Source organism: Aquincola tertiaricarbonis, from assembly GCF_023573145.1.
GTDB lineage: Bacteria > Pseudomonadota > Gammaproteobacteria > Burkholderiales > Burkholderiaceae_C > Aquincola > Aquincola tertiaricarbonis_B.
This window is the reverse complement of the sequence record NZ_CP097635.1, coordinates 1,204,786-1,224,194: the sequence shown is the minus strand read 5'-3', so window position 1 is coordinate 1,224,194 and position 19,409 is coordinate 1,204,786. Positions and strand designations below refer to the sequence as shown.

Sequence of the window (19,409 nt, the reverse complement as noted above, 5' to 3'; positions counted from 1 at the left end):
CCGGCCTGGAGCCGCCGCTCGCCTTGACTCACATCCGAAGGAGACACGCCATGCACCGTTCCGCTCGATCGACCGCAGCGCTTCCCGCCCTGCTTGCAGCCTGGTTGCTGGCTGGCGCCACCGGCCTGGCCGTCGCGCAGACCAGCCCCGCACCGGCGGCCAGCTCGGCTTCCATGCCGGGCACCCAGGGCAACAAGGCGGCCCGTCCGCCTGTCGCCGAAGAGGCCGCCAAGTCGGGCGTGGCCACCAAGAAGCCGGCCAAGGCCGGCGCCCAGTCGGGGCCCGCGTCCGCACCGGGCATGGGTGCGGCCGCGTCACGCTAGCCCGGGTAGGCGCTAGCCCGGCGAGCTGGATGATTTAACTCAGGCTACCGCCAAGGTGCCGCGGAACACGTAGCCCACGCGGGACTGCGACTGCAGCGGCACCACCATCGGCGTGGCGCGCTCGATGCGCCGCCGCAGCCGGTAGATGGTGGCGTGCAGCAGGTTGTCCGGATGGTCGGGAGAGTCGCGGCCCAGGCGCTGGCGCAGCGTCTCGCGGGTCACCGGCTCACCGCCGGCTTCCAGGAAGCACTCCATCACGGCCAGGTCGCTGGCGCTGAGCGACACCTTGGCGCCGTCGGGGGCGATCAGCTCGCTGGCCCGGCGGTCCAGGCGCCAGCTCTGCACCTGCTCGCGGGCGGCCACGGCACGCCGCTGCACCGCACGAACGGCCAGCGCCACCTGGTCGAAGCCCACGGGCTTGGCCAGGTACATGTCGGCACCGGCGGTGATCACCGCTTCGAACACGTCGGGCGCCAGGCGGCCCGAGACCACCAGCACGCCCGCGCTGCTGCGGCGCCGCAGGATGCGGATCAGCTCGACGCCGTCGACGCCGGGCAGCGAGAGATCGAGGATGTAGAAGTCGAAGCGGAAGCCGTCGGGGTCGGCCAGCAGATCGCTACTGTCGGCATAGACCTTCACCTCCAGGCCCCGGCTGCGCAAGTCGAGTGCCAGGAATTCGGAGAACTCCAGGTCGTCGTCGACGAGCGCCAATGTTTGCGGAAGCATTGCGCGTCAAGGAAATACAAAGATGGGAGCGTAACGCAGCCGGTGCATCCCTATTCACCGGACTCCTGCTCAATCACCAGCCTGATCGTCAGACCTGACGTGGGCGGTGGCTCCACCACCAGCACGCGGCCCCGGTGCAGCTCCATCACGCGGCGCACGATGTACAGGCCCAGGCCCAGGCCGGCGGGCCCGCCCGGATGGTGGCCACGCACGCCGCGCTCGAACAGGCGCGAGGCCAGTTCCGGCGGCACGCCCGGCCCCTGGTCGGTCACGTCGATCAGCAGTGCCAGCGGCTCGTCGGAGTCCGACAGCCGCACCGTCACCGGCGCGCCGGCCGGGCTGTACTTCAGCGCGTTGGACAGCAGGTTGCGCAGCGCCAGCCGCATCAGGCTCATGTCCATCAGCGCCGTGCGGGTGCTGGTCACGCGTTCCACCACCACGCGGTGGCGTTCGGCGGCCGGCATGTCGGCCACGCACACCGCCACCAGGGTGTCGATGTCGGTGTCCGAGCGCTCGATGGGGCCGGCGCGGCCCAGCAGCGAGGCCACCGCCAGCGTGTTGTCGATGCTGGCCAGCACATGGCCCATCACCGCCTGCGCGCGGGTCACGCGCTGCAGCGCCACCTGGTCGGTCAGGCCGGCCATCGCGGTGGCCGCGCCCTGCAGCGCGGCCGAGGCGTTGTTGAGCGGCTGGCGCACCTCATGCGCCATCACGTCCAGCATGTTGCTCCGCTCCTGCAGCAGCGTCGCCAGTTCGGCCGCATGGCGTTCCACCTCGCTGCGCAACGCCTGCTCCCGGGCCAGCTCGGTGCGGCGTTGCTCGCTCTCGGTGATGTCCTGGATGGCGCCCACCAGCCGCACGGCCTGCCGGCCCTCGAACTCGGCCGCGCCGACCGAACGAACCCAGGCCTGGCGGCCGTCGGCGGTGTGCAGGCCCAGCTGCAGGTCCCAGGGCTTGCCCTCGTGCAGCGCCAGGTCGATGGCGGTCTCGATCATCGGCCGGTGCGCCGGCTCGGTGAACTCCAGCGCCTGCGCCAGCGTGGGCTGGTGGCCCACCGGCACGCCGTGGATGCGGCAGGTCTCGTCCGACCAGGTGAGGCTGCCGCTACGCAGGTCCACTTCCCAGCCGCCCACGCGGGCCAGGCGGCCGGTGCGGTCCAGCAGCGCGCGGCTGGCCATCAGCTCGCGCTCGGCCTCGCTGCGCGCGGTCACGTCGCGGGCCGAGCAGTACAGCAGCTCCTGGCCGTCGATGTAGACACCCACCACGGCCACTTCCACATCCAGGATCTGGCCGTCCTGCTTGCGGTGGCGCGTCAGCACCTTGAAGCGGTCGCCCACGCGCACCTTGCGCACCAGCCGGGTCAGGGCCTCGCGGGACGACCGCACGTCCCATTCGCTCACGTGCATGCCCAGCATCGCTTCGCGGCGGTGGCCCAGCATGGCCGCGAAGGACTCGTTGAGCTCCACGATGCGGCCCTCGCGGTCCAGCACGTGGATGCCGTCGCTGGCGGTGAGCATCAGCGCGCGGTGGCGGTGGGCCTCACGCTGCGCGGCGCGCGCGTTGTCGGCCGCGCGCTGCCAGGCCCGCCAGATGAACATCGACGACAGCGCCAGCGCCGCCACCACCAGCGTGGCCAGCAGGCCCACCACGGCCACCTCGCGGCGCCAGGCGTCCAGGTAATCCGACGTCGCCATACCGGCGATCACGATCAGCGGGTAGCGCTCCAGCCGGCGGTAGGCATTGGCGCGCTCGATGCCGTCGGACGCCACCCGGGCGATGTAGCTGCCCACCTGCGGGCCGCGCTGCAAGGCCTCGCGCAGCTCGGCCGAGACGTTGAGCGAGCCGATCTCCGCGGCCGGCAGGCTGGGGTCGCCCGAGCGGCGCGCCACCAGCGCCAGCGTGCTGCTGCGCAGCGCGATGGCGCCTTGCCGACCCAGGTGCACCGCATCGAACAGGCGTTCGAAGTGGCGCGTGTCCAGGTCCACCGCGGCCACGCCCGCGAACTGGCCGTTGGGCGCGGTCAGGCGGCGCGCCACGATGATGACCCACTCGCCGTTGACGCGTGAGCGCAGCGGCTCCGACACCACCACTTCGTCGTTGAAGGCATCGCGCGCCTGGGCGAAGTAGGGCCGGTCGCCGATGTTCACCGGCGGCGCACCGGGCGGGTGGTCGCCGAAGCGCAGCTCGCCGTCGGCCGAGGCCACGCGCAAGGTGGCGCGCGCGGGGGCCAGGCGCTGGTGTTCGGCCACCAGCTCGCGCAGCGCCTGGTCGGGTGCGGCGCCATCGGCCGTGGCGCGCTCGAAGGCCATCGCGAACGAATCGAGCGTGATGGCCACGCGGTCGAGGTCGGCGGCCACCGCCTGCTGCATGCCGCCGGCCAGGTTCTGCACCGCGTCCAGCGCACGCTGGCTGTAGGCCTCGCGGCTGCTGCGCAGGGACACGTAGGACAGCGTGGCCACCAGCGCGCTGGTGATCACGATCAGCAGCACCAGCCAGGACAGGGCGGCACGGCGTTCCACCGGCGCATGCGCGGCCCGCGCGGGGCGTGCGTCGGCGATCGGGGCGTTGGCTACTTCCATGCTGGCCGCGATTGTGGCGGTCCCAGCCGCGCTTGTTACTGGCATTAGCACCACGGAAAGCCCGTCATTGAACGGACAGGCGTGCGCGCCGCGCGCTATGAATGTCAGAAAACTGGATAACTTGTCCAGTAAACTGGAGGACATGGACGTCCATCAGCTCATCGCCCATCGTGTGCGCAGCCTGCGGCAGCAGCTGGGCCTGTCGCTCGACGCCTTGGCCGAGCGCAGCGGCGTCAGCCGCTCCAACATCTCACTGATCGAGCGCGGCCAGAGCAGCCCCACGGCCGCGGTGCTGGACCGCCTGGCCACGGCGCTGGGCGTGGCGCTGGCCTCGCTGTTCGAGCCGGCTGAAGGCCAGGCTGCGGCCGAGCCTTCGCCGCTGGCCCGCGTGGCCGAGCAGCCGGTATGGACGGACCCGGCCTCCGGCTATGTGCGCCGCAACGTGTCGCCGCCGGTGGGTTCGGCCCTGCAGCTGGTGGACGTGATCTTTCCGCCGGGTCAGCGCGTGGCGCTGGACAGTGCCGGGCGCGACGCGGAGATCCACCAGCAGGTGTGGATGATCGACGGCCAGATGGAGGTGACCGTGGGCGCCACCCTGTGGCACCTGAACACCGGCGACTGCCTGGCCATGCGGCTGGACCAACCCATCGCCTATCGCAACCCCGGCCGCAAGCCGGCGCGCTACCTGGTGGCGCTGGCCACCGTGCCCAGCTTTCCCAACCGGAGAACCTGATGATCGACGAGCCACCCACCTTGCGCCGCATCGGCGCCGATGAGGCCCGTGATGCCGCGCAGGGCGCGCGCCTGGCCGGGCAGCTGGCCGACGTGCTGCTGGATTGCGTGGAGGGCGGCGCGTCGGTCAGCTTCATGTGGCCTCTGCCGCGCGAGCGGGCCCTGGCCTTCTGGCAGCAGGTGCTGGCCGCCACGGCCCGCGGCCAGCGGGTGCTGATGGTGGCCGAGCTGCAGGGCCGGGTGGTGGGCACGGTGCAGGCGGTGCTGGACCTGCCCGACAACCAGCCCCACCGTGCCGACGTGGCCAAGATGCTGGTGCACCGCAGCGCCCGGCGCCACGGCGTGGGGGCGCGTCTGATGGCGGCGCTGGAAGTGCAGGCCCGGGCCGAGGGCCGCCAGGTGCTGGTGCTGGACACCGTGACCGGTGGCGATGCCGAGCGGCTGTACCAGCGCGCCGGCTGGCAGCGGGTGGGCGACGTGCCCTTCTATGCGCTGATGCCCGATGGCCGGCCCTGCGGCACGACCTTCTACTTCAAGCACCTGGCCGCGTAGCCGGGGCGGCGTTGCACCGCCCCGTTCAAGCGCTTCAGGCGCGGCGGCGGCGGGCGATGGCGCCCACGGCGGCCAGGCCGGCCAGGGCCATGGCCCAGGTCGAGGGCTCGGGCACGGCGGCCACGGCCGACAGGTCGCCGGTGTAGCGGGTGCCGCCCACGGCCGAGGTGCCGGCTAGCAGCAGGTGGTAGGTGGTGCCGGCGGTCAGCTGCGCGTTGCTCAGCGTCCATTGCTCGGCGCCGGTGGCGTCGAAGGCGGTCTGGGTGAAGCTGTACAGCGTCTGGCTGCCGTTGGTGACGGTGATGCTGGTGAAGTCGATGTCCTTGGCGCCATTGATGCTGGTCGTCAGGCTGGAGCTGACGGTCGACTGCGCGAACGGCACCTCGAACAGGAACTCGTCCAGGAAGCTGCCCTTGGCCGGCTTGCCGGAGATCAGCGCGGTCTGATCGTCATCGAAGGTCAGCGTGGTCGGCACCGCGAAGGCGGTGGCGGCGGCCAGGGCGAGGGCGGTGGCAACGAAGGCTTGTTTCATGGTGATGGCCCGCAAAGGGCGTTGGTGAAGAGGGAGGAGGGAGACGGGGATGCGCGCTCAGGCGCGGCGGCGGCGCCAGCCCACCAGGCCGGCGGCGCCCAGGCCGGCCAGCACCAGGGCCACCGAGCCGGGCTCGGGCACCGCGGAGGCGGGCATCACCGACAGCTCGCCGGCGTACAACGCGCCGGTGGCCGCCGAGCTGCCTTCCAGGAACAGGTGGTAGTTGATGCCCGCCAGCAGCGGCGCATCGGTCAGCGCCCATTGCTCCGAGCCGGTGGCGTCGGTGGACGTCTGCAGGAAGTTGAAGAGCGTGCTGCTGCCGTCGGTCAGGTACACGCGGCTGAAGTCGATGTCCCGGTTGCCCACGATGCTGGTGGTGACGCTGGCGCTCAGCGCCGACAGTTGGTAGGGCACGGTGAAGACGTATTCGTCGGTGAAGCTGCCGGCTGCGGGCTTGCTCCAGAAGGCGGCGGTGTCGTCGGCATCGAAGGCGATGGACACCGGGGCCGCGCTGGCGAAGGTGGTGGACAGCGCGATGGCGGCAGCAAGCAGGGTCTTCTTCATGACGAGGGGGACTTCCGGTGCCTCCCCGACCCGGACATCGGGCCTTGCGGAAGGCGAGGCGCGATTCTGGAAAGACCTCCCCCTCTGGCGGGCCCCCTGAAGAGGGGTGTCCGGCCGCCTGCCAACGGCGCGGCGTGAAGGCCTTCACGCCGCAGGCGCCGGTGCGCAGTCGCCTGTGCCGCGGTTTCGGCATCGGCGCCACAGGCGCCGGGCCAGGGGCGGCTCAGCCTTCCACGGTCGGCGTGGCCTGCAGCGCCAGCCGCAGCACCACGAACTCCGAGGGTCTCAGCGGCGCAAAGCCCACGTGCAGCCGCACCACGCCGCGCCGCTGGTCCTCGGCATGGGTGGTGGCTGCGTCGCAGTGCACGAAGTAGGCGTCGGCCGGGCGGCTGCCCTGGAACGCGCCCTGCCGGAACAGCTTGTACATGAAGCTGCCCGCATGCAGCCGCAGTTGCGCCCACAGCGGCTCGGCATCGGGCTCGAACACCGCCCAGGTCAGGCCGCGCAGCAAGCTGTCCTCGATGTGCAGCGCCAGCCGCCGCACCGGCAGGTACTTGAACTCGCTGGCTCGTTCATCGGCGCCGTCGCGCGTGCGGGCACCCCACACCGCCGGCCTGCCGCCGGGCACGGTACGCAGGCCATTGATGGCACGCGGATTCAGCCGCCCCAGCTGCAGGTCCGTCAGCGTGAGGGCCAGTCCGGCCACGCCCACCAGCCGGGCATCGAGGCCGGCCGGCGCCTTCCACACGCCGCGCTGGGCGTCGGTGCGGGCGATGACGCCCGCCACGGCGCCGCAGGGCGCGCGCAGGCCGTCGGGGCCGGCCAGCCGCGGGAACCAGAGCGCCGCATCGGGCTGGCCTTCGCACAGCGCGGACGCACCGGCCAACGCATCGTCCACGGTGCGCCAGGTCGATGGTGGGTCGATCAGCAGCACTGCGCGCTGCTGCCGGGCCAGGCGGGCTACGGCGGACCACAGTGCGGGCGGCCAGTCGGTGTGTGCATCGGGTGGTGGCAGGCACAGCAGTTGGAAGGCCGGGCCGGCCGCCAGCGCCTGCAGGCCGCTGCCGGCGGCCTCGTCGCCCAGCAGGTCGGCCGGGGTCAGTGGTCCGCCGTCGCTGCCGGGGCGCAGCAGGCGGGCGGTGCCGGCGGGCGGCGGTGCATCGGGCACCGGCGCCTGCAGCCGCAGCAGCCGCGACTGCGCCTGCAGCACCGGCCCGGCTTCCATCGGGTGGCCGGGCTGCAGGCTCAGGCCGCTGAATTGTTCGGCCTGGCCGTTGCCAGGGTCCTGCACCCACAGGTCGAAGCGCTGGGTATCCTGCGCGTGCGGGCCCAGCTGGACCTGCAGGCCATCGCCCCAGCGGCCGGGGTCGGCGGCGCGCAGCAGCAGGTCGCCCAGCGCCAGCCGAGCGCAGCCGTCGGGCAGGGGCATGGGGCCGGCCGGGGCCGGTACCGTGGCCGATTCGGGCTCGGGCGGCCGGTACACCCGCAGCAGCAGCGCCTGGCTGCCGCCGTTGGCGAAGAAGTCGGCTACCGCGGCGGCCAGGGGGTCACCGGCCGGCGCCGGCCCGAATTCGCGCAGGAAGTCGCCCAGGCTGCGCAGCGGCCTGGGCTGGCCCACCGGGCCGCGCCAGGCTCGGCCGGCGAACACCGTCACCGCGGTGGGCTGCGCCGCCACCGGGCGCAGGCCCGTCGGCGTCTCGTCGATCGCGACACCGGGGATGTGCAAAGGGGTCGGCATGCGGCGGTCAGGGGCGGCGTGGCCCCTCACCTTAGCCGCCCTGCCGGGCCGGCCCTATCCCTAGGCGCGGGCGCCTAGGCCGCCAGGCCTTCGGGCACGCGGAAGCGGGCCGCCACGCCGGCCAGGCGCTGGGCCTGCTCCTGCAGGCTTTGCGCGGCAGCAGCCGATTGCTCCACCAGCGCGGCGTTCTGCTGCGTCATGTGGTCCAGCTCGCTCACCGCGCGGCCGATCTCGCCGATGCCGGTGCTCTGCTCGCCCGAGGCGTTGGTGATCTCGCTGACGATCTGGCTGACGTGGCGCACGCTGTCCACGATCTCCTGCATCGTGCTGCCGGCGTTCTGCACCAGGCGCGCGCCCGATTCCACGCTGTCCACCGAAGCGCCGATCAAGCTCTTGATCTCCTTGGCGGCCTCGGCGCTGCGCTGGGCCAGGCTGCGCACTTCGCCGGCCACCACCGCGAAGCCACGGCCCTGTTCACCGGCGCGTGCGGCTTCCACCGCGGCATTGAGGGCCAGGATGTTGGTCTGGAAGGCGATGCCGTCGATCACGCCGATGATGTCGGCGATCTTGCGCGAGCTGGCGCTGATGGCCTGCATGGTGTCCACCACCTGGCCCACCACGGTGCCGCCGCGCTGCGCCACTGCCGAGGCGCCGCCGGCCAGCTGGTTGGCCTGCGTGGCGGCGTGGGCGCTGTGGGCCACGGTGCTGGTCAGCTGCTCCATCGCGCTGGCGGTTTCCTGCAGGTTGCTGGCGGTCTGCTCGGTGCGCTGGCTCAGGTCGACGTTGCCGGTGGCCACTTCGCGGCTGGCGGTGGCGATGGAATCGCTGGCGATCTGCACTTCACGCACCAGCTGCGACAGCATGCCCTGCATGGCCTGCAGCTCGCCCACCAGACCGGTGACTTCGTCGCGGCCTTGCGGCGCATCGGGTTCGGGCGTCAGGTCGCCCGCGGCCACGCGGCGCGCCAGGCGGGCCGCGTGGTTCAGCGGCTGCAGGATGGAGCCGGTGAGCGCCCAGCCCAGCGCGGCCGAAGCCACCATGCCGGCCAGCACACCGGCCAGCAGCAGGCCCTGGCCTTCGCGGGCCGAGGCCTGCGCATCGACGCGCTGCTCTTCCACCAGTTGGGCCTCGTGCCTGGCCAGCGCGTCCACCGCTTCCACGTAGGCGGCGGCCGCCGGCCGCAGCACGCCTTCCAGCTCGGCGGCGGGCACTTTTTCACCGGCGGCGTCGCGCTTGACCATGGCGGTGCGCACGTCGCGGAAGCGGTCGCCCGCAGCGTCCAGTGCCTTCATCAGGCGGGCGGACTCTTCGTCGTCGATCAAGGATTCAAGCCGCTTGCGCAGCTCGGCCGATCGTTTGGAGGTGCGCTTGCGGTCCGCGTCAACGCGGGTGGCCAGGTCCTTGTCGTCGCTGGACAGCAGCACCTCGGCGCGGAAGGCGCTGATCTCGACGATGCCGTGCAGCTCACGCGCCAGCACCGCCCGTTCGGCGGCGGGGCCTCCCAGCTGCTGGGCCACGTCGCCCAGGGTTTGCAGGCGCCAGATGCCCACGCCGGAGGCGATGGTCATCAACAAGGCCACGGCGGCCAGGCACAGCGTGAGACGCGAGCGCAGCTTGAGCTGCAACAACAGGGAGGTCATGGCCGGGGCGACTGCAGAGACAACACACCGCGTTATCGAGCCGATGACCGGCAGACTTGAATGCTGGGGCAGGGTTTGCCCCGATCAAGTCGCGGGCATGTGGGTTGCTGAGCGGCAGCATCACTTCTGGAGCCCCTCGATGGCCGATGCGCAACGTTCCCCCGTTTCCTACCGCAGCCATGACGACATCGGCAAGCTGGTGCTGCGGCTGGCGCTGGGCGTGCTGATCCTGCTGCACGGCATCTCCAAGCTGATGAACGGCATCGGCGGCATCGCCGGCATGGTGGAAAAGGCCGGCCTGCCGCCGGTGCTGGCTTATGGCGTGTACGTGGGTGAGGTGGTGGCGCCGCTGCTCATCATCGTGGGCCTGTTCACGCGGCCGGCAGCCTTGATCGTGGCCTTCAACATGGTGGTGGCCATCGCGCTGGCGCACAAGGCGCAGCTGTTCTCGATGACCAACCAGGGCGGCTGGGCGCTGGAGTTGCAGGGCATGTACCTGTTCGGCGCGCTGGCCGTGGCCTTGCTGGGCGCAGGCCGCCACAGCGTCGGTGGCGTGGCCGGCCGCTACAACTGACGGCCAGGAACCTGAATGAGCTTTCATCCTTATCTTCCCAAGCGTCCCGCGGTGCGCCGCCAGTTGAAGGCGGCGCTGCAGCCGCTGGAGCGGCAGGCCCGCCAGGTGCTGCACCGCCGCCCCACGGGCGTATCGGGCCGCACGGTGGTGGCCGCTGCCGTGGGCCTGGTGGCCGGCGCGCTGGCGGTGTGGGTAGCCGGCAAGGCCCGCCAGGCGGAGCGCGAACACCCGCCCGGCGGCCGCTTCGTCGAGCTGGAAGGCGTGCGGCTGCATTACACCGAGTGGGGTGAAGGCCCGCCGGTGGTGCTGATCCACGGCAATGCCGTCACATCAGCCGATTTCGAGGCCAGCGGCCTGGTGCAGGCGCTGTCGGCCACGCACCGCGTGATCGCCTTCGACCGCCCGGGCTTCGGCCACAGCACGCGCCCGCGCGACCGGCTGTGGACGCCGGCCGCCCAGGCCTACCTGCTGTACCGGGCCTTGCAGCAACTGGGCATCGACAAGCCGATGGTCGTGGGCCATTCGATGGGCACGCTGGTGGCACTGGCCCTGGCGCTGGACCACCCGGGTGCGGTGCAGCGGCTGGTGCTGCTGTCGGGCTACCACTACCCGGCGCTGCGGGTGGATGCGCTGCTCACCACGCCAGTGGCCCTGCCGCTGGTGGGCGACGTGCTGCGCTACACCGTGAGCGCCGCGGGCAGCCGCCTGATGATGAACCCGGCGCTCAAGGCCATGTTCAAGCCACAGCCGGTCCCGCCGGACTTCCTGGAGACGCTGCACAAGGAAATCCTGGTGCGGCCGGTGCAGTTGCGCGCCAATGCCGAGGACGCCGCCTTCATGATGCCGGCCGCCCGCAGCCTGAGCGAGCGCTACCACGAGCTGGAGCTGCCGGTGGCCATCGTGGCCGGTGTGGACGACGCCATCGTCGACCCCGCTGCCCACTCTGAGCGGCTGCACCAGGCGCTGCCGCAAAGCAGCTACACCGCCGTGCGCGGCGTGGGCCACATGGTGCACCACGGCGCGCTGGCCGAGGTGGTGGCCGCAGTGACAGGCGAAGGCTAGGCAGTCACGGCGGCATAGCGCCGCCACTGGCCCGCCGGCTGCGCCAGCCGGTCGGCCAGCACCTGCAGCACCTGCCGGTTCCAGGCCATGCCCAGGTGGCTGCCTTCCACCTCCACGTCTTCGGCCAGGCGGCCGGCGCGCGGATGGCGGCAGGCGGCCCAGGCCACCACGCCGTCGCTGCGGCTGTAGATCGAGGTGCTGGGCACCGACAGCGGCTTGCGCAGGCGCGCCGCCCAGCGGCGGTCCAGCGCCGGGCCGCCGCAACCCAGCATGCGCAGCACCCAGCCGGCGTTGCTGTGGTCCTCATCGGCATTAAAGGGCGTGCCGATGGTGATGACCTGCCGAACCTGGCCGGGCAGCAGCCGGGCCAGTTCACGGGCATAGATGCCGCCCAGGCTCCAGCCCACCAGCGTGGCCGGCTGGCCGTGCGGCGACAGCTGCGCCTGCACCTCGTGCGCCAAGCCTTGCAGCCAGGCGCCGGGCTCGCCGGTGACGCCGGTGTTGCAGCCGCGGCCCCAGTCCGACGCGGCGTAACCCAGGCGGCGGCAGTGCTCGCGCAGCGGCCCGACGGTGGCGCCATCGGCGCCCAGGCCAGGGAAGATGATGACCGGGTGGCCGTCGCCGGGTGGCGGGGGTGGTTCGGCGGCCTGAACGCAGGCCTGGATCTGGTGGGACATCAGCTCGAAGGCGGCACGCAGGCCTTCGATGCCGAAGAGGGAGAGGGGAGGTCGGGCCAGCAGGGCGGCTTCGGTCACGGCAGGCATCCAGGGAGCAGAGTCGCCCCGAGCTTGCGCCTCGCGCCAGCGCGCTGCCAGGGGCGGCTCCCGCAGCCGGCTGTAGGACCGCAGGCCGTGGTGCCGGGTATGTGGGTTGCCGCACACCGGTACCGCAACGCACCCTGAAAGGATTGCCATGAGCCGCACCGTCATCGGCGTGTTCGACCGACCTGAAGGCGTGGACCGCGCCCAGCACACGCTGCAGGCCGCCGGCTTCGACGAACGCCAGATCCATGTCACCGGCCGCCCTGGCGGCAGCACCGTGGGCGCCACCCACAACGAAGAAGGCGTGATGAGCAGCGTGCGCAGCTTCCTGGCCGACCTGTTCAGCCAGCCCGACAGCGAACCCGAGACGGCGCGCTATGCACAGGCCATGCGTCTGGGCTGGACGCTGGTGAAGGTGGAGGCGCAGGACCAGCAGGTGGACGCCGCCGCGCTGGCACTGAAGCAGGCGGGCGCGGTGGACATCGAAGCCAAGGCCCAGGAGTGGCGTGCCGACGGCTGGAGCGAAGGCCTGGCCACGCCGCGGGCCACCGGTGCGGCGCCCAACGGCGACCCCGTGGACCCGCGACCCTGAGGCCTTCGGCTTTCGGGCCGCCTTGAGCCAGCAGGCGCCTCAGGGTGCCTGCCAGCCGCCGCCCAGCGCGCGGTACAGGTCCACATGGGCCTGCAGCTGCGCGGCCCGCAACTGCAGCAGGCTTTGCTGCGCGGCGTACTGCGTGCGCTGCGCATCCAGCTCTTCCAGGTACGAGGCATAGCCGTTGCGCTGGCGGTTGCGCGCGATGCGCAGCACCTCGCCAGCCACTTCGGCGCGGCCCTGGGCCTGCTCGGCCTGGGCGCCCAGCGCGTCCACCGCCACCAGTGCGTTTTCCACCTCGCCGAAGGCATTGCGCACCGTCTGCTCGTAGCCGAACACCGCCTGGTCGCGCAGCGCGGCGGCCACCTCGGTGCCGGCGCGCAGACGGCCGCCCTGCAGCACCGGCGCCAGGATGCTGCCGCCCAGGCTCCACAGCCGTGCCGGCGCGTCCAGCAGCTGGTGCAGGCTGTTGCCCTGCAGCGTGGCCGAGAGGTTGAGCTGCACCGTCGGCAGCAGCAGGTCGCGCGCGGCGGCCAGGCTGGCATCGGCGGCGGCCACGCGCTGCTCGGCCTGGCGGATGTCGGGGCGGCGGCGCAGCAGCGTGGAAGGCAGGCCGGGGTCCACCGGCGGGGCTGCCAGCGCTTCCAGTGGCCGGCCACGGTCCAACGGGCCGGGGTTGCGGGCCAGCAGCAAGGCCAGCGCGTTTTCCTGCTGGGCGATGCTGCGTTGCAGGGCCGGCACCGCGGCCGCGGCGGCCCGCCATTCGGCCTCGGCCTGCACCCATTCCAGGCGCGAGCTGTAGCCGGTCTCGAACAGGTGGCGGGCGCGCTGCAGCGATTCTTCGCGTGAGCGCAGCGTGGCCTGGGCCAGCGCCAGTTGCGCATCCAGCCCGCGCAGGTTCAGGTAGCCGCTGGCCACGGTGGCCGCCACCGACAGTGCCGCCGCGTCGGCCGCGGCCTGCTGGGCCTGCAGATCGGCCGCGGCGGATTCGCCCAGCCGGTCGATCCGGCCCCACAGGTCCAGCTCGTAGCTGGCCTGCGCGCCCAGCTGCAGCACGGTGCCTTCGGCGAACGCGCCGCTGGCCGTGCGGCTGCGGGCGCGGGTGGGCGAGAAGCTGGCATTCAGCGCGGGCCACTGGGCAGCTTGCGCGACGATCAGCCGCGCCTGGTATTCGGCAATGCGGGCACGGGCCACACGCAGGTCGGTGTTGGCGGCCAGCGCGGTCTGCACCAGGCCATCCAGGGCGGGGTCGCCGAAAGCCTGCCACCAGCCGGGTTGCACCGCGCCTTGCGTGGCGGCCGGGGCCGACGAATGCCAGTCCGTCGGCACCTGCAGCGTGGGGGTAGGCGGCGGCTGAGGCGGCAATGCGCAGCCGGCCAGCAGCGCGGCGGTCAGCAGGGTGGCCCCCGCGCGCTGCGCCATGGGCATGGAGCGGCGCTTCATGGCCGCGGGGCCGAAGCGGCGGTGTCGATGCTCACCACCACCGACATGCCCGGCCGCAGCCGCGCGGCCAGCGGCTGGTCGGCGTCGATGGCAATGCGCACCGGGATGCGCTGCGCGATCTTCACGAAGTTGCCGGTGGCGTTGTCGGGTGTGATGACGCTGAACTCCGAGCCGGTGGCGGGCGAGATGCGCTCGACGCGGCCGCGCAGCCGTGCATGGTCCAGCGCATCCACCACGAAGCTGGCGGGCTGGCCGGGCGTCACGCGAGCCATCTGCGTTTCCTTCAGGTTGGCCACCACCCACAGCTGCGGCGGCACCACGGCCGTGAGCTGGGTGCCCGCGTTCACGTAGGCACCCACGCGCACCGCCACCTGGCCCAGCTGGCCGTCCACCGGCGCATGCACCTCGGTGTTGGCCAGGTCGATGCGGGCCAGTTGCAGCGCGGCTTCGGCATTGCCCACCGCGGCCTCGAGCGCACCGCGGTTCACGCCCACGCTGCGCAGGTTCTCCTGCGCGATGGCCAGCGCGGCCCGCGCCTGCTCGGTGGCGGCCACGGCCTGCGCACGCGCGGCGCGGGCCTGGTCGCGCTCACGCAGCGACAGCGAGCCGTCGGCCACCAGCGCCTCGATGCGGGACAGGTCGGCCTCGGCCTTCACCGCCTGGGCGCGGGCGTTGGCGATGCCGGCCTCACCCTGGCTGATGCTGGCCTGCGCGCTGCGCTTTTGCTGTGCGGCATTGCTGAGGTTGGCGCGGGCCGCTGCCAGTTGAGCCTCGGCCTGCGCCACCCGCTGGCGGTAGATGCGGTCGTCGATCTTGACCAGCAGCTGGCCGCGCTGCACCTGCTGGAAGTCCTGCACCGGCACCTCGACCACATAGCCCGAGAGCTGCGGCGCGATCAGCGTCACCTGGCCGCGCACCATCGCGTTCTCGGTGCTTTGCACCGGCGTGGTGAAGGGTGGCAGGCGCCAGGCATACAGCACCACCACCACGCCCAGCAGCGCGACCAGCCCGAACAGCATGGCCGAGCGCAGGCGCCGCCGGTTCTCGGCCGGGCCCACGGTGGGTGGCAGGGGCGGCGGGGCGGGTGTGGAAGGGGGCGGGGGTGAGCTCATGTCGGGGGTCGATTCATCCGTGCCCACAGCGCATGGCAGAGCACAAACAGCAGCGTGGCCGCGGCAATCGCCGCGATCAGCAGGAAGACGTCGTTGTAGGCCAGCACATTGGCTTCGCGCGTGGCGGTGGCGGCCAGCGCGCTGCGGCCCTGGGCGCCGCGCAGCACCGGGTCGGCCAGCACCCGGCCGTAGGCGGTGGCACCGCCCTGCAGCCGGGCCGTGACCAGCGGTTCCAGCTGGCTCAGCTGCTCGGCGATCTGGCTGCTGTGGAACTTCTCGCGCACCGTCTGCACCGTGCCCAGCAGCGCCGAGCCGAGCAACCCGCCCAGGTTCTGGCTGATGCCGAAGAGCACCGAGAAGCTCACCAGGTTGCGCGGCTGCGCAATCACCGCGCCCATGCGCGAGATGAGCGCCGGCGCCAGGAACAGCGTGCTGCCGAAGGCCAGCAGGAACTGGCTGCCCAGCATCTGCACCGCGCGCGTCTGCGCGGTGGCGCCCACGTCGATCAGCGCGCCGGCCATCATCGCCAGCAGGGCCACCACCAGCGGCGCGGTCAGCCGCTGCGGGTGGATGGTGAGCGCGCTGGTGACGATGCCCGCTGCCGTGCCGGCCAGCACCGCGGCGAACATCGGCCGCATCTGGTCGTTGCTCATGCCCAGCGCCTGCAGAAAGCCCACCGCGCCCACCGACTGCTCGGACAGCACGATGCGCACCAGCACCATCACCAGGAACAGGCGCAGCATGTCGGCGCTGCCCCACCAGCGGGTGTTGATCAACGGGTTCTGGCGGTGGTGCTCGAGGTACAGCGCCGCCGTCAGCAGCACGATGGCGCCGGCCAGCGACCAGCCCAGCCAAGGTGCCTCGAACCACCACACGGTGCGGCCCAGCGCCAGCACCGCGCACAGCAGTGCCATGCCCGGCGCAAACAGCATGAAGGTGAGGAAGTCGGTCTTCTCGAAGGTCTTGTAGCGGTCACCCGGCGGCAGCTTGAGCAGCAGCACGCAGCCCAGGGCCAGCAGCGTGAGGCCCAGCTCGAAGAGCGACAGGCCGCGCCACTCCGCCACCTCCAGCAGGCTGGCCGGCAGCAGCCGCGCCAGCGGCAGCGCCAGCGACGACAGGCCCAGCGCCACCGCCAGCCCCTTCATGCGGTGCGCCGCCGGAAAAGCCTGCAGCGTGTAGTACAGCCCCAGCGAGGTGAGGGCCGCGCCCGTCATGCCGTGGGCGGCCCGCACCGCGATGGCCGACGACAGGTCGTTGACGAACAGGTGCGCAAAGGCCACCAGTGCGTACAGCACCAGGAACACCTCGGTGAACAGCCGCAGCCCGAACTCCTGCCGGAACTTCACCAGCAGCAGGTTCATCGAGACGTTGGTCATCACATACGCCGCGGGCAGCCAGGCCACTTCCACCGCGTAGGCGCCCAGGGCGCCCTGCAGGTTCTGCAGGTTGGCGGTCACCAGCGCATTGCCCAGCCCACCGGTGAGCGAGACGATGAAGCCGACCAGGCCATAGGCCACGCGGCGGCGCACCGGGTGCAGCGGGGTCGAGGGCGACCCCGGCATCATCGGCCGTTCGTGCGGGAGCCATTGGCGGGGAGCGAGAGGGTTCATCGGCAAGGCGGGTGCTGGCCCGCCTTAGGCAACGGATGTGCCCCCACCGTCTCGCTCAGCCGCCTTGTGCGGGCGATGCCTCGCTGGCGTTGCTGCGGTCGCCGCTGTCGGGGCTGCTGGCCAGCACCTGCACCGTGCGCTCGGCACGTGTGCTGCGGCCCATCGCGCGGTCGTACTTCTCCAGGTCGGTGAGCGGCGTCACCACCACCCGCACCGTCTGGCGCTGCGGCTCTTCACCCACGCGGCGGGCTTCTTCGATGGCCTGTTCCTGGCTCATGCCCTTGTACTGCAGGTACTTGGCGTAGGGGCCGGGCTGCAGGCGCGTTTCCACCTGCTGGGTGGTGGCTGCGTTGCTGACCGCCCTGGCGGTCTGGGCCGGGGTGCCGGCCAGCGCGGCCTGGCTGCCCAGCAGCGCGGCCAGCGTCAGGGCCAGGGCGGAGGTGGTGCGTGCAAGCTTCATGGCGTCGTCCTTGGTGAGTTCCGGTGAAGCTCATCTGGGCCCGGCCTGCGGTGCGCACAATGGCGGGCCCTGCCAACGCCGCATTGCGCAAAGCTGAACAATCGGCCGCCGCCGCGTTTCCGCCACTGCGGTATGGGAACATCTCGCGGTGACGATGCCGTGGTCCACCGATGCCCCTCCCACGCCGCCCGCCGGCCTGCGGCGTGCGCCTGCCTGGCGCGGTTACCTGGAAGCCACGCTGGCCTGCAGCATCACGGCGCTGGCGGGCTTTCCGCTGCTGCAGGTGCTGGAGCCCACCAACATCGCGATGCTGTTCCTGCTGGGCGTGGTGGCCGTGGCCTGGCGCCATGGCCGCGGGCCGGCGGTGCTGGCGGCGGTGCTGGGCGTGGCCTTATTCGACCTCTTCTTCGTGGCGCCGCGCTTTTCGTTCGCGGTGAGCGATGCGCAGTACCTCGTCACCTTCGGCGTGATGCTGCTGGTGGGCCTGCTGATCGGCCAGCTGATGGCCGGGCTGCGCGCCCATGCCGAGGCCGCCAGCGGGCGTGAGCAGCGCATGGCCGGCCTGTATGCGATGGCGCGTGAGCTGTCGGGCGCACTGCAGCCGCAGCAGGTGGCCGAGATCGGCGCCCGCTTCATCGAGTTGGAGCTGGGCCGCGGCAGCGCGGTGCTGGTGCCCGGCCCGGAGGGTGGCCTGCACACCTTGCCCGGCGCCGGGGCCGAGGTGGATGCGGGCCTGGCGCAATGGGCCTTCGACCATGCCGAGCCGGCCGGCCCCGGCACCGCGACGCTGCCCGGCGCCGCCTGCCTGGTGCTGCCGCTGCGGGCGCCCATGGGCCTGCGCGGCCTGCTGGCGGTGGCCACCGGCGGCCAGGCGCCGGCCGAGGAGCCACGCCGCCTGCTGGAGGCCTGCGCCTCGCTGCTGGCCTTGTCGCTGGAACGCATCCATTACGTGGAAGTGGCCCAGGCCACCACGCTGCAGATCGAGTCGGAGCGGCTGCGCAATTCGCTGCTGTCGGCCATCTCGCACGACCTGCGCACGCCGCTGGCCGGCCTGGTGGGCCTGGCCGACACGCTGGAGCCACAGTCGGCCCAGGCCGATGCCATTCGCGCCTCGGCCCGCCGCATGGCGGCGCTGGTGGACAACCTGCTGGACATGGCCCGGCTGCAGGCCGGCAGCGTGCAGCTGCGCCGCGCCTGGATGCCGCTGGACGAGGTGATCGGCAGCGCGCTGGCGGCCTGCGCCGGGCCGCTGGCCGGCCGGCCGGTCGATGTCCAGCTGCCCGACGACCTGCCGCTGCTGCACCTGGACCCGGTGCTGTTCGAGCGCGTGCTGGTCAACCTGTTCGAGAACGCCGCCAAGTACACGCCGGCCGGCAGCGGCCTGCGGGTGCATGCCGAGGCCTGGCCGGCCGAGGTGCTGCTGAGGGTGGACGACCACGGCCCCGGCCTGCCGCCCGGGCAGGAGGCGCGGCTCTTCGAGAAGTTCGAGCGCGGCCAGAAGGAAAGCGCCACGCCCGGCGTGGGCCTGGGCCTGGCCATCTGCCGCGCCATCGTGCAGGCGCATGGTGGCCGCATCAGCGCCGGCAACCACGGGCATGGCGCCCGCTTCACCCTCGTGCTGCCGCGCGGCACGCCGCCGCAGGACGACGGCAGCGGCCAGCCGCTGTCCACGCTCTACGATCACACCGCATGAACCCACCCACCAACGCCGCCAGCATCCTGGTGGTGGAAGACGAGGACGACATCCGCCGCTTCGTGCGGCTGGCGCTGCAGGCCGAAGGCCACGGCGTGCACGAGGCCGCCACGCTGCAGCGCGGGCTGATCGAGGCCGGCACCCGCCGCCCCGACCTGCTGGTGGTCGACCTGGGCCTGCCCGATGGCGACGGCGTGTCGCTGATCAGCGAGCTGCGCAGCTGGTCGGCCGCGCCGGTCATCGTGCTGTCCGCCCGCAGCGCCGAAGCGGACAAGATCCGCGCGCTGGACGCCGGTGCCGACGACTACCTGGTCAAGCCCTTCGGCGCCGGCGAGTTGCTGGCCCGGGTGCGGGCCCAGCTGCGGCGCCGCCCGCAGGCGGCTGCGGGGGCCGAGGCGGAGCCGGTGCTGCGCTTCGGCGAGGTGGTGGTTGACCTGGCCCGCCGTGTGGTTGAAAGGGCCGGCCAACCGCTGCACCTGACGCCGATCGAGTACAAGTTGCTCCTCCACCTGGCCACGCAGCCCGATCGGGTGATCACCCACCAGCAGCTGCTCAAGGCGGTGTGGGGCCCCGGCCATGCCGAAGACCTGCACTACGTGCGGGTGCACATGGCCAACCTGCGCAAGAAGGTGGAAGCCCGTCCTTCGATGCCCGTCCACCTGCTCACGGAGGCCGGCGTCGGTTACCGGTTCGTTCCTTGAGCAAGCGGAAGCATC

18 protein-coding genes and 1 pseudogene are annotated in these 19,409 nt (G+C 72.2%); 8 read left to right on the top strand and 11 right to left on the bottom strand.

Annotation, left to right across the window (positions count from 1 at the left end):
- Window positions 1–50: 50 nt before the first annotated feature.
- The gene (locus tag MW290_RS05695) at window positions 51–323 is read left to right on the top strand and encodes a hypothetical protein (protein ID WP_250196295.1); all 273 of its coding nucleotides are present in this window, start codon (window positions 51–53) and stop codon (window positions 321–323) included.
- 39 nt (window positions 324–362) lie between these two features.
- On the opposite strand, the gene MW290_RS05690 is transcribed toward MW290_RS05695, so the two are convergent.
- A complete protein-coding gene (locus MW290_RS05690) occupies window positions 363–1,049 on the bottom strand; it encodes a response regulator transcription factor (protein ID WP_250196294.1) in 687 nt (228 codons plus the stop codon).
- A gap of 50 nt (window positions 1,050–1,099) precedes the next feature.
- Window positions 1,100–3,628: a PAS domain S-box protein gene (locus tag MW290_RS05685; RefSeq protein ID WP_250196293.1), complete on the bottom strand. Its 2,529-nt coding sequence runs from the start codon at window positions 3,626–3,628 to the stop codon at window positions 1,100–1,102.
- 142 nt (window positions 3,629–3,770) lie between these two features.
- On the opposite strand from MW290_RS05685, the gene MW290_RS05680 reads away from it, so the two are divergent.
- On the top strand, window positions 3,771–4,361 hold the full coding sequence (locus tag MW290_RS05680) for a helix-turn-helix domain-containing protein (protein WP_250196292.1): 591 nt from the start codon (window positions 3,771–3,773) through the stop codon (window positions 4,359–4,361).
- Entirely contained in the window at window positions 4,361–4,912 is a 552-nt protein-coding gene (locus MW290_RS05675) for a GNAT family N-acetyltransferase (protein WP_250196291.1), read from the top strand. The genes MW290_RS05680 and MW290_RS05675 overlap by 1 nt, the downstream gene beginning before the upstream one ends.
- 34 nt (window positions 4,913–4,946) lie before the next feature.
- On the opposite strand, the pseudogene MW290_RS05670 reads toward MW290_RS05675, so the two are convergent.
- The 4 genes and pseudogenes from MW290_RS05670 to MW290_RS05655 form a co-directional block, all read right to left on the bottom strand.
- A pseudogene (locus tag MW290_RS05670) lies at window positions 4,947–5,420 on the bottom strand (FxDxF family PEP-CTERM protein); the annotation flags it as partial.
- Window positions 5,421–5,501: 81 nt separating this feature from the next.
- Window positions 5,502–6,008, bottom strand: a complete 507-nt coding sequence (locus MW290_RS05665) for an FxDxF family PEP-CTERM protein (protein WP_250196289.1) — start codon at window positions 6,006–6,008, stop codon at window positions 5,502–5,504.
- A 223-nt stretch (window positions 6,009–6,231) separates the two neighbouring features.
- On the bottom strand, window positions 6,232–7,746 hold the full coding sequence (locus MW290_RS05660; RefSeq protein ID WP_250196288.1) for a phage tail sheath family protein: 1,515 nt from the start codon (window positions 7,744–7,746) through the stop codon (window positions 6,232–6,234).
- A 74-nt stretch (window positions 7,747–7,820) separates the two neighbouring features.
- Entirely contained in the window at window positions 7,821–9,386 is a 1,566-nt protein-coding gene (locus MW290_RS05655; RefSeq protein ID WP_250196287.1) for a methyl-accepting chemotaxis protein, read from the bottom strand.
- 139 nt (window positions 9,387–9,525) lie between these two features.
- Here MW290_RS05655 and MW290_RS05650 point away from each other — a divergent pair, with 139 nt between their 5' ends.
- Both MW290_RS05650 and MW290_RS05645 read left to right on the top strand, forming a co-directional pair.
- Complete coding sequence (locus MW290_RS05650; protein ID WP_250196286.1) at window positions 9,526–9,960, top strand: DoxX family protein; 435 nt, start codon at window positions 9,526–9,528, stop codon at window positions 9,958–9,960.
- 15 nt (window positions 9,961–9,975) lie between these two features.
- Window positions 9,976–11,022 carry an alpha/beta fold hydrolase gene (locus MW290_RS05645; RefSeq protein WP_250196285.1) on the top strand — a complete coding sequence of 349 codons (1,047 nt, stop codon included), beginning with the start codon at window positions 9,976–9,978 and terminating at the stop codon, window positions 11,020–11,022.
- Here MW290_RS05645 and MW290_RS05640 read toward each other — a convergent pair.
- Window positions 11,019–11,777, bottom strand: a complete 759-nt coding sequence (locus MW290_RS05640; protein ID WP_250196284.1) for an alpha/beta hydrolase — start codon at window positions 11,775–11,777, stop codon at window positions 11,019–11,021. The genes MW290_RS05645 and MW290_RS05640 overlap by 4 nt on opposite strands.
- Window positions 11,778–11,934: 157 nt before the next feature.
- On the opposite strand from MW290_RS05640, the gene MW290_RS05635 reads away from it, so the two are divergent.
- Window positions 11,935–12,375 carry a general stress protein gene (locus MW290_RS05635; protein ID WP_250196283.1) on the top strand — a complete coding sequence of 147 codons (441 nt, stop codon included), beginning with the start codon at window positions 11,935–11,937 and terminating at the stop codon, window positions 12,373–12,375.
- Between the two features lie 39 nt (window positions 12,376–12,414).
- Here MW290_RS05635 and MW290_RS05630 read toward each other — a convergent pair whose 3' ends face one another.
- The 4 genes from MW290_RS05630 to MW290_RS05615 form a co-directional block, all read right to left on the bottom strand.
- The gene (locus MW290_RS05630; RefSeq protein ID WP_250196282.1) at window positions 12,415–13,818 is read right to left on the bottom strand and encodes an efflux transporter outer membrane subunit; all 1,404 of its coding nucleotides are present in this window, start codon (window positions 13,816–13,818) and stop codon (window positions 12,415–12,417) included.
- The gene (locus MW290_RS05625; protein ID WP_250196281.1) at window positions 13,815–14,930 is read right to left on the bottom strand and encodes an HlyD family secretion protein; all 1,116 of its coding nucleotides are present in this window, start codon (window positions 14,928–14,930) and stop codon (window positions 13,815–13,817) included. Before MW290_RS05625 ends, MW290_RS05630 begins: the two co-directional genes overlap by 4 nt.
- Window positions 14,927–16,492, bottom strand: a complete 1,566-nt coding sequence (locus MW290_RS05620; protein ID WP_250196280.1) for an MFS transporter — start codon at window positions 16,490–16,492, stop codon at window positions 14,927–14,929. The genes MW290_RS05625 and MW290_RS05620 overlap by 4 nt, the downstream gene beginning before the upstream one ends.
- Window positions 16,493–16,595: 103 nt before the next feature.
- On the bottom strand, window positions 16,596–17,000 hold the full coding sequence (locus MW290_RS05615; protein WP_250196279.1) for a hypothetical protein: 405 nt from the start codon (window positions 16,998–17,000) through the stop codon (window positions 16,596–16,598).
- A gap of 154 nt (window positions 17,001–17,154) precedes the next feature.
- On the opposite strand from MW290_RS05615, the gene MW290_RS05610 reads away from it, so the two are divergent.
- Together MW290_RS05610 and MW290_RS05605 are read left to right on the top strand one after the other, a co-directional pair.
- Window positions 17,155–18,693, top strand: a complete 1,539-nt coding sequence (locus tag MW290_RS05610) for a DUF4118 domain-containing protein (RefSeq protein ID WP_250196598.1) — start codon at window positions 17,155–17,157, stop codon at window positions 18,691–18,693.
- Complete coding sequence (locus MW290_RS05605) at window positions 18,690–19,394, top strand: response regulator (protein WP_250196278.1); 705 nt, start codon at window positions 18,690–18,692, stop codon at window positions 19,392–19,394. The genes MW290_RS05610 and MW290_RS05605 overlap by 4 nt, the downstream gene beginning before the upstream one ends.
- Window positions 19,395–19,409: the final 15 nt, after the last annotated feature.